The 15,360-nt window shown below is 55.1% G+C and carries 13 protein-coding genes and 1 tRNA gene; 9 read left to right on the top strand and 5 right to left on the bottom strand.

The annotated features are described in order from the left end of the window. Positions 1 to 57: 57 nt before the first annotated feature. From K239x_RS24880 to upp, 3 genes are all read left to right on the top strand, one after another. Positions 58 to 1,272, top strand: a complete 1,215-nt coding sequence (locus K239x_RS24880) for a GTPase (protein WP_145421017.1) — start codon at positions 58 to 60, stop codon at positions 1,270 to 1,272. Positions 1,273 to 1,420: 148 nt separating this feature from the next. Continuing rightward, positions 1,421 to 1,509 (top strand) — tRNA-Ser (locus K239x_RS24875). Between the two features lie 128 nt (positions 1,510 to 1,637). Continuing rightward, positions 1,638 to 2,264: a uracil phosphoribosyltransferase gene (gene upp, locus K239x_RS24870; protein WP_145421016.1), complete on the top strand. Its 627-nt coding sequence runs from the start codon at positions 1,638 to 1,640 to the stop codon at positions 2,262 to 2,264. Positions 2,265 to 2,384: 120 nt separating this feature from the next. Here upp and K239x_RS24865 read toward each other — a convergent pair whose 3' ends face one another. The 3 genes from K239x_RS24865 to K239x_RS24855 all read right to left on the bottom strand — a co-directional run bounded on the left by K239x_RS24865 (position 2,385) and on the right by K239x_RS24855 (position 7,827). Beyond that, entirely contained in the window at positions 2,385 to 4,742 is a 2,358-nt protein-coding gene (locus K239x_RS24865; protein ID WP_419189366.1) for a GMC family oxidoreductase N-terminal domain-containing protein, read from the bottom strand. 211 nt (positions 4,743 to 4,953) lie between these two features. Further along, complete coding sequence (locus K239x_RS24860) at positions 4,954 to 5,841, bottom strand: sugar phosphate isomerase/epimerase family protein (RefSeq protein ID WP_145422563.1); 888 nt, start codon at positions 5,839 to 5,841, stop codon at positions 4,954 to 4,956. 267 nt (positions 5,842 to 6,108) lie between these two features. Continuing rightward, complete coding sequence (locus K239x_RS24855; RefSeq protein ID WP_145421014.1) at positions 6,109 to 7,827, bottom strand: NADPH-dependent assimilatory sulfite reductase hemoprotein subunit; 1,719 nt, start codon at positions 7,825 to 7,827, stop codon at positions 6,109 to 6,111. A gap of 176 nt (positions 7,828 to 8,003) precedes the next feature. On the opposite strand from K239x_RS24855, the gene K239x_RS24850 reads away from it, so the two are divergent. Beyond that, positions 8,004 to 8,897: a bifunctional 5,10-methylenetetrahydrofolate dehydrogenase/5,10-methenyltetrahydrofolate cyclohydrolase gene (locus K239x_RS24850; RefSeq protein ID WP_145421013.1), complete on the top strand. Its 894-nt coding sequence runs from the start codon at positions 8,004 to 8,006 to the stop codon at positions 8,895 to 8,897. 154 nt (positions 8,898 to 9,051) lie between these two features. Here the strand turns inward: K239x_RS24850 and K239x_RS24845 are convergent, their stop codons facing one another. After that, a complete protein-coding gene (locus tag K239x_RS24845) occupies positions 9,052 to 9,843 on the bottom strand; it encodes a ThuA domain-containing protein (RefSeq protein WP_145421012.1) in 792 nt (263 codons plus the stop codon). A gap of 121 nt (positions 9,844 to 9,964) precedes the next feature. Next, complete coding sequence (locus tag K239x_RS24840; protein ID WP_145422562.1) at positions 9,965 to 11,269, bottom strand: DUF4912 domain-containing protein; 1,305 nt, start codon at positions 11,267 to 11,269, stop codon at positions 9,965 to 9,967. Between the two features lie 633 nt (positions 11,270 to 11,902). Here K239x_RS24840 and K239x_RS24835 point away from each other — a divergent pair. The 5 genes from K239x_RS24835 to atpF all read left to right on the top strand — a co-directional run bounded on the left by K239x_RS24835 (position 11,903) and on the right by atpF (position 15,302). Continuing rightward, positions 11,903 to 12,424 carry an AtpZ/AtpI family protein gene (locus tag K239x_RS24835; protein ID WP_145421011.1) on the top strand — a complete coding sequence of 174 codons (522 nt, stop codon included), beginning with the start codon at positions 11,903 to 11,905 and terminating at the stop codon, positions 12,422 to 12,424. Between the two features lie 51 nt (positions 12,425 to 12,475). After that, the gene (locus K239x_RS24830) at positions 12,476 to 13,006 is read left to right on the top strand and encodes a hypothetical protein (protein WP_145421010.1); all 531 of its coding nucleotides are present in this window, start codon (positions 12,476 to 12,478) and stop codon (positions 13,004 to 13,006) included. Between the two features lie 59 nt (positions 13,007 to 13,065). Beyond that, positions 13,066 to 14,112, top strand: a complete 1,047-nt coding sequence (gene atpB / locus K239x_RS24825) for a F0F1 ATP synthase subunit A (protein WP_419189365.1) — start codon at positions 13,066 to 13,068, stop codon at positions 14,110 to 14,112. 91 nt (positions 14,113 to 14,203) lie between these two features. Continuing rightward, positions 14,204 to 14,452 carry an ATP synthase F0 subunit C gene (gene atpE / locus K239x_RS24820; RefSeq protein ID WP_145421009.1) on the top strand — a complete coding sequence of 83 codons (249 nt, stop codon included), beginning with the start codon at positions 14,204 to 14,206 and terminating at the stop codon, positions 14,450 to 14,452. Between the two features lie 55 nt (positions 14,453 to 14,507). Continuing rightward, positions 14,508 to 15,302 carry a F0F1 ATP synthase subunit B gene (gene atpF / locus K239x_RS24815; protein ID WP_419189364.1) on the top strand — a complete coding sequence of 265 codons (795 nt, stop codon included), beginning with the start codon at positions 14,508 to 14,510 and terminating at the stop codon, positions 15,300 to 15,302. The last annotated feature ends 58 nt before the right edge of the window (positions 15,303 to 15,360 follow it).

Here is a 15,360-nt window from a genome sequence, read left to right as displayed (position 1 = left end):
AATCTGGATTTGTCTTCACTGAAATGTTGTCCTTCAACTCGAAACTCGATCGCCTCTTTGTCTGATTCGCAAAACGATTCGAATGTCGTCGTCCCGACCACAACAACCGCATCGCTGTTGACCGGAGTCGGTCGCTCTGCGATCGCAGTGATTGGAATCACCGGGCCTTTGGCTGCTGAGACCATCGAGCAGTGTTTTGCTCCAGCGACAAAGAGGCCCTTCCGTCAGGGACAAATTCGCTACGGCAATTGGTGCGGCGATGCCGTTTCGCACGGCGATTCAGCGGATAGCACAAGCATCGGCCAAGCGTCTGAGTCGGTTGTAGTCTTGCCGATTGAGCAACAAGAATTTGAGATTCACTGCCACGGGGGCATCGCCGCGACCAGTCGCATCTTGGATGACTTGCGGCAAAATGGTGTCCATGTCGTCGATTGGCAAAGCGAGCATTGGCAAGCCGCGACTCCGCTTTTGATTCGCGAGTCAAAAGAAGTGCTCTGTCGCTGCACAACGGCACGCAGCGCCGCGATCGCCTTGGACCAAGTTCGGGGGGCTTTGTTGAACTGGTGTCGCCAATCGCTTCAGGCCAACGCGTCGGTGGACGCGATTCAGCGTGAAGCCCACGAAATCTTGCGTTTCGCCGAACTGGGCCTTCGTCTGCCGGATCGGTTTGGAGTGGTTCTGGCAGGTCCGCCCAATGTTGGTAAAAGCAGTCTGATCAATGCGATCGTGGGCTACGACCGGAGTATCACCATGGACCAGCCAGGCACGACGCGCGATGTATTGCAGGCCAATACCGTGATCGATGGCTTGGCGATTCGGCTCAGTGACACCGCTGGTATTCGCGACGGCGACGGTGAAATCGAACAAGAGGGAATCCGCCGGGCGAATCAGGCTATTGCCGACGCGGATTTGGTTGTTTGGGTGGCAACTCCCTTGCAATTCGAGGCAGCGGGAATCGCTCCTGGCTGCATCGATTCAGCCAGATCCAAGATTGACGTGCTCAATAAAGCCGACTTGCTCGAACAGTTCGCCAATCCGGATCTTGATGCGAACAGCTTCGACATCCACACCGTCGCCACGTTGGGCCAAGGGGTGCCCGAACTGATGGCGGCCATCTGCCACGCTCTGGTGCCTGAATTCCCGGCCTCAAGAGCTGCGGTGCCGACAACTTTGCGGCAAGTTCAGTGTCTGAAACAGATTCAAGCGGCGAACGATCCGCAGACGCAGCGAAATGCGTTGCAGGAACTGCTGGTCGGCGGCGGTTGCGGGTGAATGCCGGCCAAATCCTGTAAGGCGTTTAAACGCGACGAAAAACGTCATGCTTGGCCAGGAGGACTCTGTTTTTAAACGTGGTCGACGCTGCTTCGACATTGCGAGGTTTCTTGATTGGCAAACGTTTGCTAAAGTGTTTTCGAGCGCAGGATGGGTGGCAGAGTTCGGTCGATTGCACCAGTCTTGAAAACTGGCGTACGTTCACGCGTACCGTGGGTTCGAATCCCACCCCATCCGCTTCTTTTTACATTGGCCCCGGGCTTCTCAGGCGTCGGAACGACGATTTAACCGTCTGTGAATTGTCAGGCTGGTGATCGATCGGGCCAATGCTTGATCGCCCAAGCCGGTCCCGGCGAGAAGTCACCATGAGCCAATTGACAAAAATCGACCATCCGCTGGTTGAACATCATCTTTGCACGGTGCGCGATGCCAAGACGCGTCCCAGCGAATTTCGTCTGGCAATCAAGCGTCTGGCGATGCTCTTGGGGGTCTACGCGACCGCTGACCTGGCAACTGACGCTTTAAAAGTGACGACGCCGATCGCGGATGCCAATTGCCAATCGTTGTCCGTCAACGTGGGGCTGGTTCCGATCCTGCGAGCCGGACTAGGAATGGTCGATCCCCTGCAAGATTTGCTGCCCGACGCCGCCGTTTGGCACCTTGGCTTGTATCGCAACGAAGAGACGGCCGAACCAGTGGGTTACTACGACAAACTACCCCGCGAAAACGCGCCGAATGTCGCTTTGGTGTTAGATCCAATGCTTGCCACCGGCGGTTCGATCGAAATGGTCGTCGAGCGTCTGAAAAAATGGGGCGTCAGCGACATTCGCGTGCTAAGCATCATCGCATCACAATTCGGCGTCGATCGCGTTGGACGTGACTATCCGGATGTGAAAGTGTACGTCGCTGCGATTGATGACGTCCTGAACGATCAGTCGTACATTGTGCCCGGACTGGGCGATGCAGGCGATCGGATTTTTGACACGCTGTAGTGTCAAACGTTTGCAGCGCGGGCGAGCAACAGCAGCTCGCGAGCTGATCTTTGTGGGCTTGTGAGCGAGGCCTGTGGCTAGCGCCAGCGGCTGGTAATCGGTTTTACGACTTCGCTGTTTTTAGGCGGCGCTGCACCGCTGGCTGACTTGGTAAGCCGAAAGCGTTGAAAGTGCTTTCACGGTCAACTGAGGATTGATTTCGCAGCCGGCGGGGAACAGCGACGCATCCGAGACGCCCAAGTTTTCGATTCGTTCGCCACAGTCGGTTTTGACTTGGAAGGTCTCGGTGTCCACCACATCGCCCAATGCCGAACCGCCCTGCGGGTGCGTGCTGAGCAAGTTGATGTAGGCGGGGCCACGCTTGCGAATCACACACAGCGCCCATTCAAAATCTTCCATCGTGCGAATTCGCAGTGGGCAACCGCCTCGCATCAGCAGCGATTTGGTCGGCAAGTGCAGTGTGACTCCGTCGTCAGGTTTAGCCGCGGCAAAGTAGATTCGGGCGATTCGACGCATGCCCAGGAGCAGTGTCTCGAATTCGTTGCAGTCCAATTCGAGGTGGAATTTGCCGCAGGAATCGACATAGTTTCCGCACCGGACTTCCGTCGGCACGACGATGCCGGACATGGAAAGGTGATTGAATTTCTTCATCACGCAGGCAAATTCTCTGAACCAACCGGTCAGCGCCAAAGCGACTGTGCCGGGGAAGTGGAACCAGTTTTCCAGGGCTGGTTCTTCGACGACCTTGCCATTGTGTTCCACCATGCGGCGATCAACCAAGAAGCACTGCGTCACGCCCGGTTCGGGGCGACCGCTGCCCGCAGGCCAGATGGGTTTGTCGTACATCGCGTACACGGCCGTGCCGACGTTGGCCGTCAGTCGTTTGCCGATGTGTTGATTACGCAGACCGGCTGCGCCCAGGCTTTGGCTGAGCAGTTTTGTCGTCGCGCCGACGCCGCCTGCAACAACGTATTCGTTGGCGTTGATGGTGGTATTTGTGTGGCAACCGGACTCTTCGACGCGATGCACATCGACGCCTTTGACGCGGAGTGCCCCGTCCTCATCGCGGCCAATCCGCAGTCGATTGGCGGTCGTCCGGTAAGAAACCTCTAGCGGCTGAACGTTGTTCATCGCTTGGACCAAGAAACTGTTTGGCCCGCCCGGAACGTATTCGTGAATGCCGCCAATGTGATCACCAAACGGATCGACCGAGTTGTCACTGCCGCAGCCGAGGCATTTCTTTCGCATGGCGACGGGAAGCGGCTGGACTTCTTCGCCCAAGGCCTCGCAGCCGTCACGGAACCGCTGGCTACGATCGCTGATCTGCGTGTCGGTGACTTCGGTGTTAACACCCAGTTCGTGCGTGATCGAAGTCATCAGCTCGTCGAGCTGTTCAAACGGAACATTGGTGGGCTGCCGACCAATCCATTTCTCGTTGTAAACGGTCTCGGGGATCGCCAAGTGAATCGCGTTGTTGACGTAAGGTCCGCCGCCAAAAACACGTGCTTGGCAAATGTTAATCGACTGTTTGACTGGGATCTTGCTGCGACGCGACTTGGTCGCCAAGTCTAGTTTGGAGTCGACTTTGCTCAAACCGCCAGCGATCTGTCCTGCCGCGTCTTTGTACAGCGTGTAGAGAACTTGGTCGCTCCGCGGCGGCGCAAGTTTTACCGAACCGTCGGCTTGCGGGATTTTTTGAATCAACGCATCCGGCGAAACAAAATCACCAAGGTCAACGACCAAGACACGTTTGCCCTCCGCGGTCAAACGGTTCGCCGCAGTTGCTCCGCCTGCGCCGCTACCAATGATGCAAACGTCGTAGTGCTGGGAAAGATCGGCCAGCGGTGGCTTGGGTGCGGTGACGATATGCTTGGGCTGAGAGCAAGTTTCGGACCATCCCATCCCGATGTAGTTTCTCGCAGGCGTGCGCGAATGGATGACCATTCGCCCCAGCATCATCAGTCCGCTGGCGGCCAAATGCAGCAGATGATCTTCTTCCCACAAAATCAATGGCGGCGAAAAGCGTGTGCGTGGATATTCGCCTTGGTTGAGTACCTGACGGATCTTTTGCGGCGAAAGCTTATGCAGTCGGCGGTGCATGTGTTTTAGCGAATAGGTATCCAGCCACAGTAGAGCGACATTGGTGCCGTGTTGGATTCGCCGCGGAAGATAGGACGCATAGCACAGAATGTCGTTGGCGACTTGGCAAGCGTTGTCGCCTTGTCGGCCACACCACAGTGCGTCAATCTGAGCGTGAACGATCGCGACGAGGGTGTCGAATCGTTTTTCACGCACGATCTTCAGCGGGTTCACTGGGATCATCAGTCCGCCATCGTTGACCCTGGGTTGTCCGCCGAGGCCAAACGGTAGCAATCCTGCGGCGGTAGCTCCGCGCAGGAAATTGCGACGATCAACGAGTGTGTCGTCTTTGGCAAAGAATGATCGCGAGAGACTATCGAGCGATGAGAAATCCAGCATTGTTGCCCAATCCTTAGGCGCGTTCATTTTACGTGGTCAGACCGAATCCATTCCGTCTTGCCACTTTCTTTCGACCAGCCAAAGGGACTATGTCGCATGAAAAACGCCCGTGACAACCCTACCAACCAAGCGCTGTTAGGGCCGTGCCGTCTGTAAGGATTGTGCGTGTGAGTTGCTAGCAGAACACGCTGACTTACATGTGATCATTCGATTAGGCAAATGCTTTGCGGAGCATCGCTAGGCTTTTGGGGATCGCGATTTCATGCTTTTCTTCGCCCTCGAACTCAAGCGAGATGTAGCCACGGTAGTCGACATCGCGAAGCGTTTTTGCAACTCGGTCGTAGTCGATGTCCAGCGTGTACCAAGTTCCACCGCCGAAATAGGTCTTGGCCTGAACAAAGACCGCTTCGGGTGCAAGTTCGGTGTACTGCTGGTACTGATTTTCCAAGAAGTTGCCGGTGTCCAAGGTCGCACGCAGCCAAGGCGAATTGATGTGGTTAATGCATCGCAGAACACCCTTGGCCGTCCGCCCCAAGCCCCAGTGGTTTTCCAGGCCTAGCACAACGCCGCACTTTTCGGCCGTTGGCAAACACTTTTCCAAACCTTCGTAGACCCAGTCGAATCCTTGGTCGTCGGTGTAGCCTTCCAAGTTCGGTTCGATGCCTTTGTTGGCCATCAGTTCATCGAAGCTGCCGGATGTTCCCCAGCGGCCGGTGTTGACGCGGATCGTTGGAATGCCCATCGCGTACGCCAGTTCGATGCACTTGATCGTGTGATCAACGTTTTCTTGGCGTTTGTCGGCATCCGGATTTACAAACGACTGGTGAGTGGAAAAACCACAAAGGTCCAGGCCATATTTGAATGCCCGCTGTTTGATTTGCTGCAACATCGCATTGGAAGTGTCTTCCATTTGCACGTGCAGAATTTCCACGCCGTCGAAGCCTGCTTTGTCGGCAAGATCGATGCACTCCAGGATCGTCAGCTTGCTGTCGTCGCGATATCGCCAGTAAGAATACGTCGACACGGCAATCGGATTCGATGACTTTGCCCGCGACGGTGTGGCGTCATGGTTCTCGTCGGCCAAAGTGTTCTGCAGCATCGAGCCGCCAAGTCCTGCGACCGCTGCAACACCTAGTCCGCGTTGCAACAATTCGCGACGAGAAAAATCAGTCGGTTTAGCGGCCATCGTTTGCCTTCAGCATAAGTGAGTGGTGGTGGAGAACTCACTTATCTTACCGTGTGCGCCAAGGCAAGTATTGCGCCACGCTACTCAAAACCTCTCGTAGGCGAGAGGTTGAGCGTGCTATCGAACCTGCTAGTTAGCAAGCGGCCGATTCGCCGTGGGACTTTCAAATCCAACGATGGGCTACGGCCGCGGGGCAGCATCGGCCATGACGGCCAAGTCCTCGCCACCGACACGGGTGCAAAATGCACCGAGCGATTCACCGTCTTTTCGATTGGCTTTGAAGGCGGCGAAGATGCCGATCAGTTCGTCGACGACGATGTCATCGGGTACCAGATCTTTGTAGATGTAGTTCAGTCGGTCGCCCAGCCAGCCGCCGCCGGCGAATAGCGTGTACTTGCCTTTGGCTTTGCCAACCAACGCTAGGTCCGCGTTGTAAGGACGTGCACAACCATTGGGGCATCCCGTCATTCGGATCGTGAAACGCTCTGCCGCCAAACCGAGTTTCGCCAGAGGCTCTTCGAGTCCGTCGATGATGCTGGGCAAGCGACGCTCGCTTTCGGTGATCGCCAATCCGCAGGTCGGTAGCGCGACACAAGTCATCGACCAGCGACGGACCGTGCTCGTTTCTTCGGTCACCGGAACGTTGTTTTCCTTTAGCAATCCGATCAGTTTGTCTTTGTCTGCTTCATCGATATCGCAAAAGATGATGCTCTGGTGCGCAGTCATGCGAAGATTGGTTTTGAATTCGTTGCAGACGGCACGTAGTGCTGCTTTGAGCTGGTGCTTTTCGTTGTCGTACAAACGGCCGTTTTCGATGTTCCAACCGTAAGACCACTTGCCATCACCCTGGTCTTGCCAGCCCATGTGGTCGTCTACTTCGGTGACATCGTCTTCGGTGCAATCTTCCAACGGTTCGCCGAAATACTTTTCAACTTCGGCTCGGAACCTTTCGATGCCCCAGTCGGCGACCAAGTACTTCAGTCTTGCGACTTTGCGGTCGGCGCGATTGCCGTTGTCACGTTGGACGCCGACGACGGCTTTGGCGACTTCGACAACTTGATCGGGTTTGCAGAATGCCATCCGCATCGCCAACGCTGGAAACGTTTTCTTTGCTGACGGTGTCGTGCCCATGCCGCCACCGACCGAAACGTTGTAGCCGATGATTTTTCCGTCGCGGACGACCGCCAAAAATCCAAGGTCTTGTGTGTAGATATCGATGCAGTTGTCATCGGGCAGCGCGATACCGACTTTGAATTTTCGCGGCAGATACGTTGGCCCATACAGTGGTTCGATGACGTCGCCCTCTCCACCGCCTTCCAGCGATTTTTCGCCTGTCTCGGGATCCGTCAGCCATAGCTCGTGATACGCAGACGTTTGGGGAGCAAGTGCGACGACCAGTTTGTCCGTCATTTCGACCATCTCAGATCGGATGCCGTCGTTGCGTTTGGCTGGGCAGCACATGACGTTTCGATTGACGTCGCCGCAGGCCGCCAACGTTGACAGTTGAGCCTTGTTGATGCGATTGATTGTCTCACGCAGATTGTCTTTTAATACACCGTGAAATTGCAGCGTTTGCCGCGTTGTGATTTTCAGAGTGGAATTGGCAAGCTCTTCGCAGAGATTCAATTGATCCAGCATCTGATCGCTAGTGATCCGACCGCCAGGAATCCGGCAGCGAATCATCATGGTGTAGGCTTTGCCGCCGCCGGTTTTCTTCAGTTCGGCGCGCACATCACGGTCGTCCTGCTGATACGTCCCGTGGAATTTCAACAGTTGCAGATTGTCCTTGTTGAAGTGATCCGTCGATTCCGCCAGTTCCTCTGGAATTGAGCCTTCGAGGAAATTACTAGCCTGCTTAATCTTCTCTACGGGGCTTAACTTTGGCGCGTCGGTAGACATCGAGGCACAAATCCTGTGTGATTTCGTTTGCAGCTGTGAGGCGAGAGCGGCGGTTTTGCCAGACTCTCCTAGGGTGATCCGCGACTTGGGCGGTCAGGCTAACTATAACGATCGCCGCAAAATGTCACTATGGCGATCAAAATTCAGATATTAACAACACGGTAGCGAGGATTCAGATGTCAGCAGAGCTATTGGATGGAAAAAAGATCGCCGGAGAGATTCGGGCCGATGTCGCAGCCGATGTGGCGTCTTTTGTCGCAGATGGCGGTGCAAAACCGTGTTTGGCCGCTGTGTTGGTCGGCGAAGATCCTGCCAGCCAGGTCTATGTTCGCAATAAAAACCGCGCTTGCGAGAAAGCCGGCATCGAAGGTCGCACCCACCGATTGGATGCGTCGACTAGCCAGGGCGAGTTGATCGATTTGGTCGGCCAGTTGAATGATGACGCGACTGTGAATGGGATTTTGGTGCAATTGCCGCTTCCAAAAGACGGCAACGGCGGTGCTGGTTTTGATGAACGGGAAGTTCTCGACACGGTGGATCCGCTTAAAGACGTCGATGCTTTTTCGCCCGTCAATGTTGGTCTGTTGATGCAAGGTCGGCCGCGATTTTTGCCGTGCACGCCGCACGGGATCGTTCAATTGTTGCATCGAACGGGGCACAGCGTCGCGGGGAAAAACGTCGTTGTGGTGGGCCGAAGCGATATTGTCGGCAAACCGATGGCGATGATGCTGGCCCAGAAAGACGGCAGTTGTGGACGCGACGTTGCGAACGCGACAGTCACGCTGGCTCATAGCCGGACCGCGGACCTGGGGGCAGTTTGCCGAACGGCGGATTGTTTGATCGCGGCGGTGGGCATTCCCCAAATGATCAAGGCCGACATGATCAAGCCAGGAGCGATCGTGGTTGATGTTGGCATCAACCGAGTGGGCAGCAAGTTGGTCGGCGACGTGGATTTTGAAGCTGCGAAAGAAGTCGCGGGAGCCATCACGCCTGTGCCAGGTGGCGTTGGTCCGCTCACGATCGCGATGTTGCTGCACAACACTCTGATGGCGGCAAAGCTCCAGCGCTGATGGCCGCGAAGCTGCAAGAGTAAGCTGCTGCCAGTCATCCCCGTCAGGCTCTGGCGAGATGAGGGGATGTGTTTCTTTGCTTCGCGATGGGCCGAGCGAGGCCTCGCAGGATCGGCCGAGTGGGGCCTCGCAGTACGACTGGGGGCTGGCGGGACTACTCTGCTTTTTTTGCCGCCAGCTTGCCGGCGGCCCAGAGGGTTCCCTTGGTCAGCGTGTCGAGAAACGTTTTGTTCTCGAACGTTTCGTTGGAGTGACCGTAGGTGGTGCCGAACACGCGTGCTTTGCCGTACGTGTTGGTCCAGAAGACAGGGTGTTCCTTGCCGTCTCGTTCGCTCTTGGATGTGGCGAGCACGGTCGTGTTGGGCCAGGCTTTTTCGATGATGTAAAGTTCGTCCTTCGCGGATTTTTCGCCGTCCGGGTAGCCTTTCATGATGGCATGGTCGGCGGTTTGGACATTGACAGCGTAGTGGCTTTGGTGATCGTGGCGGCGACTGGTCACGCCCAAGAATTCTCGCCAGTCATCGATCGTTGCGTCGCGATAAGTGTGCATCGCGCAGTGAATGACAACCGCGTTGATACCGGTGTGGTGTTGCGACGTGATCCCACGGATGTAATCGGCGTTGGTCGTCTTGGCGAAACACTCGTTGTGAATGACGACGTCAAACCCTTTGGCCCAGTCATCTTTTTTGTAGAAATCGATTTCCGCTTCGGTGCCCTTGCCGCCTTCGTTGACGACGGTCCAGTTTGCTTTGACGCCGCGTTCTTCAAACGCTAGTTGCATCGCTTTGGCTTGGAAATCGTAGTCGTGGCAGCATCCGCTGGTGATCAGCAGAATGTTGATGGAATCGGATTGGTCGCCGGCCGGTTTGTCGGCGGCAGCGAATCCTGTTAGCAGGCAAACGGTGGCGGTAAACGCGAGGGTGGATCGGCAAAGTGCAGATAGCATGAGCAAAGTCTTTGGGGTGTAAGCTGGGGATATGATTTTGAGATTATAAGTCGCAGGCCCACGAAAAAGCCCAGCCGGTTCACGACTGGGCTCTTTGTTTTTTAGGACTCAACCATTTGCATTACAGTCGATCGTCTAGCTCGACTGCTTCCATCACTTTCGTGTTGCGTTCGACAGCAATGACGGTTGTTCGCTGACGCAGACCGTCGCGACTTTCAGCTGTGATTGGCAGCACTTGTCGTTTGTCGGGAAGCTGCATTCGGACGGTAAACGATCCGTCGGGCTGAAGCTTGACGGGTTTTTGCGCGACCGTCACCGACGAGTTTGGTGCGGTTTTGCCGAAGACAATCAGTTCGGCATCGACATTGAATGGCAAGTGAGTCTGACGCAGCAATGACGGCTCAGCGACGGTTTGCCCTTTGTCGCCACGGCAAGGCATGGCGCGACGCAGGCGTTCTTCGAAGACATCACGCAGATCGCCCGAGTCACTGTCGTAGCCACCGCTCAGGGAGAAGACACGTTCGTAGTCTTCGGCAATGTCACGCCAGTGTTCGTCCAATCGCTCGCACTCGCCGGGTTGGGGAGTTTCGACCGTGTTGCTGCGGCAGATTGTGTAGAACTGATCATTGTCGGCCAAGTAACCGACCAACACTCGGTAGCGCGATGGTGGATCCTGAACATCGATGTACCAAGTATCCACGCCACCATGAATCATGATGTCGCGTTCGACGGTTTCGGCGCGATTCTCCGCGACGCTACCGACCGCTAGAACTCGCACGCAAGGTTTGGCGGTGTGCCACTTTTCGGCCATGGAGGCTTGGGCACGCTGGACGCTGGCTTGCGTGATTTCCCAGCTGGCTTGAAGCCAGAATGAATCGCGAACCAACAAGATGACGCGGTCTTTGTGAGGCTCGCTGCCGCGTGAGCGATCCGAACCCGTTTTGACTGCTGCGCCGCCGACAAGCGTGCCGGTTGAGATGTCTTTGTTCTTCTGGATGGCTTCGCGCCGCTTTTTCATTTGAGCTCGGATTCGAGCGGTCTTAGGTGAGACGCGAGGCGGGCGAGGCTCAGGGATGGGGCGATCGTTGAGCGAAGTTGTTTTGGAAGAGCTGGCTTTGTTTTTAGCAGAGGACGATTTGGATGCCCGGAGGGTGCCGTTGGTTTTGGAGCTAGATGATGCAGTCGCGGCAGGTCGGGAAGCTTTGGAGGCGGGGGTTTTTCGCGAGGACTTTTTCGCGGTCGGGCTGGACTTGGCAGTGCTCGTTTTGCTGGAGCCTGCTTGCCGGCGGAGTCGGCGTTGCGCTTTGGTGACAGCGTCGACCAGTTCGTCTTTCTTCATCGCGTGCCATTTGGGCACCCCGTAGTTTTTGGCTAGATCAGCCAGTTCCCGACGAGTCTGTGCTTTTAAGTCTGCGGTTTTGATCACTTTGAATTCTCCCAGCTGCAAAGGGGTCAGCGATCCATTGCGAATCACCGAAAGCCTGTTGTGTTTTGATGTCATCCATGGCGATATCACTCGGCCCAACGGGTCGGATCAGCAAATCGCCGCTTCCCTGTCACTGCGTCCCAGCGTTTGGTGAAAGCAGCCAGTCGGTGCCCCCAAGTGGTGGGTTGGATCGACTAATCGCTGTGAAAATGCCACGAGTGCTCGTGCTTCGCTGACCTGTTGTTTCAACCTGGAGAATCGATCCCAGCAAGGGATTTGGCGGGGATTTCCAGGCCGCTCAACTGTCAGTAATGGCATAATCATCACCGGAATCATTATGTCACGGGTTCCAGATTCTTCTAGACACGTAATGGGAGAAATTCACCCGCTGGAGGAATAAAACCCGTTTTTCGCCGGTTCGATCGTTAGAAAAGAGATAGTTTTTCTTCGCTGTGCATTTCGCCTAACAGGTCAAAGGATAGTGGCTTTTTGTTCATTTTGCGGTGCTTTTGGCTGTCAACCCGGCGTTAGTGATTGCCACAAGCACGCCAACTAAGGAGGGGAAGTAGGTCTCTGTGGATCTCAGGCGAACAAGGACTCGGTCGATGGCGCTACCCTGGCTAACCAAGACCTTTGACTGACCAAGTTCGATCAGCGACCAGTCGAATCCGGGGGGATCAACGTCTGGCTGAATCATTGCCTGGAGCGAATGAGCGACTGGCATGGAATGAAGGATTCAACCGAAAACGCTGGCACGACGGCCGAACCGACGCAAAACGAGAATCGTCGCAGCAAAGCGAGTTGGCTTTCATCGATGAAAAAAACGACATTTTTGGTGCGGCGATCCGTCGCTTCTACTGGCGATTTGGTTCAAAAGAGTCAGACTGCTGCACGTTTGAGGAACGATCCATGACGCAAGACGACGATTTAGAGGCGGATTCGACTGATTCGTCTTCCCCGTCCAAGCCGTGGATGAAATTCGCCGGCTTGGGAATGGAGTTGGCCAGTTACTCGCTTGGTCTGGCTGCAATCGGATACGTGATCGATTTGCAGCGAGGTCACGACAAACCTTACGGTGCCGCTGCGGGAACGCTGGTTGGTTTTGCGTTCGGTATGTTTCGCTTCATTCAACGCGTTTCGCAGACACCCCAATAACTACTCCCCCGAAGAGTTGGCCAGTAAAGGCTGCTCGGCAGACGACCCAACGTGATTTCACCCGTTCGCATCGCCCGCAATTCATCCGCAGCCAAACCGGCTCGCGTGTTTACCGGCGCGCTGGTCGTGTCGGGAATGGTTTGGGTCGCGTTATCGCTGATTCTGATTTTGGCTGTGACTGTGTTCGCAGTGGAATTTGTGCGGCAGACGGTTTTGGTGACGGTCCTGAGCGGGATTGTTGCGGCGGTTTCGTTGATGCCTGGGCTAGTCAGCGAATGGACACCTCAGCTGGCGTCTAACCGAACGGTGTCGGCGAGTACAAAAAAACAGAACTACTTGGGGCCGGTTTTCGGCGGAATCATTTTACGCATGGTTGCCACCGTTGCACTGTTCGTGATGTGCCGTTATCAATTTGCCGAATCGGTCAACTGGATCGCGGCGCTGACGATCGGCTGGTATGTGGTTTTGACGTGTGTCGAAGTCACTTGGCTCGCCCGGAAATTGCCCCAATTGGATGCGACTTCGACGGTCGCTCCGCTGATTGTGTCAGGGCTTGTGCCCAACACGTTAGACGTTGCTTAAGTTACGCTGCCTGATTGAACCACCACCTAATATCACCCTGGCCGGAAACACTGCTTCCGATGAACCTCCTGCCGATGAATTTGCTGCCGACCAATCTGTTGCTGGGTGCCGCTGATCCGGTTTCCCACGTGGTGCCGCACAATCTCCATGAAGAGCCTATCTTCAGCGTGGACGTGCCGGGCGATGGAAGCGTGCCAGCTCTATTCATCAAAGATGGTGTCTACGATTTTTTCATCACCAACCACTTGATGATGAGTGCGGTTGCGGGAATCTCGGTGCTGCTGGTTTTCTTTTATGTTGCCAGTCGTGTGAAAACAAAAGGCGAAGGGCTGTCGGCATTCAAAACTAAAGGCCGCATCGCACAGTTGTTTGAAACCATGTGCTGGTTCATTCGCGACGAAGTCGTTCGCCCGAACTTGGGCCATCTGACTGACAAATACATTTACTACATCTGGACGATTTTCTTTTTCATTCTGTTCTCCAACGTGATGGGTTTGCTGCCGATCGGATCGCTGCTTTATTCAGCGACCGGCGATTCGCATCTTTCGCATTGGGGCGGCACCGCGACGGGGAACTTGTCGCTGAATGTTGTCCTGGCGATTGGTAGTTTCATCGCGATCATTTACATCGGGATCAAAGAAACCGGAGCCAAGGCGTTCTTCTCTCACTTCAATCCGATCGGCTGGGACGACCCAGCGATGTTATTGATCGGAATTCCGCTCTATGTGTTGGAGTGGGTGGGGCTGATCATTAAGTGTGTCGTGCTTGCCATGCGACTTTTCGGAACCATGATGGCCGGTCACCTTGTGATCGCTGCGTTCATCGGTTTGGTCTTTATGGCTGCTGAATATTCCAAAGGACTCGGTTACGGCGTCCAGTTGTCCGTGATCTTTGGCGGCATCCTGCTAACTTTGCTTGAACTGTTCATCTGCTTCTTGCAGGCGTTCATTTTTACTTTCTTGACGGTGTTGTTCATTTCGATGGTTGCCCATCACCATGGCGATCACGACGATGAGCACCACGATTACTTAGGCGACGAAGACCAAATGGATTTGGACAAGTTGATCGAACCGTCACGCATGGGGCCGATGGCAACGTCGCCCTAATAACCAGTCACTTTAATTTTACCTTTCCCAATGTCGGTGCCGTCACGAAAGCGGTTCGGCGCAAACGAGATTTTCCTGGAGCTTACCGAAGATGTTTGAATTCGCAATGATTTTGGCTCAAGCCGCCGACCCTACCCTTTACAAAATGGGCGTTGGTGTCGGCATGGGTCTCGTCATCCTGGGTGCAGGTCTTGGTATCGGCCGTATCGGTAGCGCTGCTGTCGACGCAATTGCACGTCAGCCAGAAGCCAGCGGAACGATCAGCACGCAAATGTTGATCTCGGCTGCTCTGATCGAAGGTGCAACCGTTATCGCGTTGATCCTGATGTTGATCCTCTAGTTGTTGGTTTTGTTCGCTCAGTTATCTGTGCGAATCATTCCACTGACGTTTACCCATGATGATCCGCAAAGGTGAATCGATGATGCATTCCATCTCCCGCACCATGCTCATTCGCAGCATGATTGCTGTGGCTTTAACGATGTTCGTTTTTGGTCCCGTCATGCCTGCGTTTGCGCAGGACAAAGGCGTTGCCGCTGAAAAAGAGCACGCTGATGGCGACCACGACGCTGAACATGATCATGAAGATGGTGATCACGACCACAAAGATGGCGAGCATGCTGAAGGCGACCACGCCGAAGGTGCTGCTGGACATGACGCGCACGGCGACGATGGGCACGGCGATCACGCCGAAATGCCACCATTGTTGTCGTTTGATGTTGGTTCGGCGGTTTGCAACCTGGCGATCTTCTTGGGTGTTTTGGCGATTTTGTCGAAGTTCGTTTGGCCTGCCATTCTTGGCGGTTTGAAAGCTCGTGAAGATAAAATCAATGCCGACTTGGAAGGTGCTCAGAAGGCAAACCTAGAAGCCAAGGGTTTGTTGACGGAGTATCAGTCAAAACTGGACGACGCGTCCGCGCAAGTTCAGGGCATGTTGGCCGAATCCCGTCGTGACGCCGAAGCCAGTGGTGCTCGAATCGTCGAAGAAGCCAAGGCAGAAGCTCAGCGTCAAAGCGAGCGGGCAGTGGCCGATATCGAAACGGCTAAGAAAGTTGCTCTGTCAGATATCGCTGGTCAAACGTCGGACATGGCAATCAAAGTTGCTAAGCAAGTCGTCGGCCGCGAACTGCAGGCTGGCGATCACGCCGAACTGATCCGTCAATCACTCGAGAGCCTTCCCAGCAATAACTAGTAGGTTTTCCACTCGTTGCGAACGTCGTCAAGGCTTTCGTGACTTACATTGCGGATCG

The organism is Stieleria marina (genome assembly GCA_007741555.1).
GTDB lineage: Bacteria > Planctomycetota > Planctomycetia > Pirellulales > Pirellulaceae > K23-9.
This window is presented reverse-complemented; position numbering and strand designations above follow the sequence as displayed.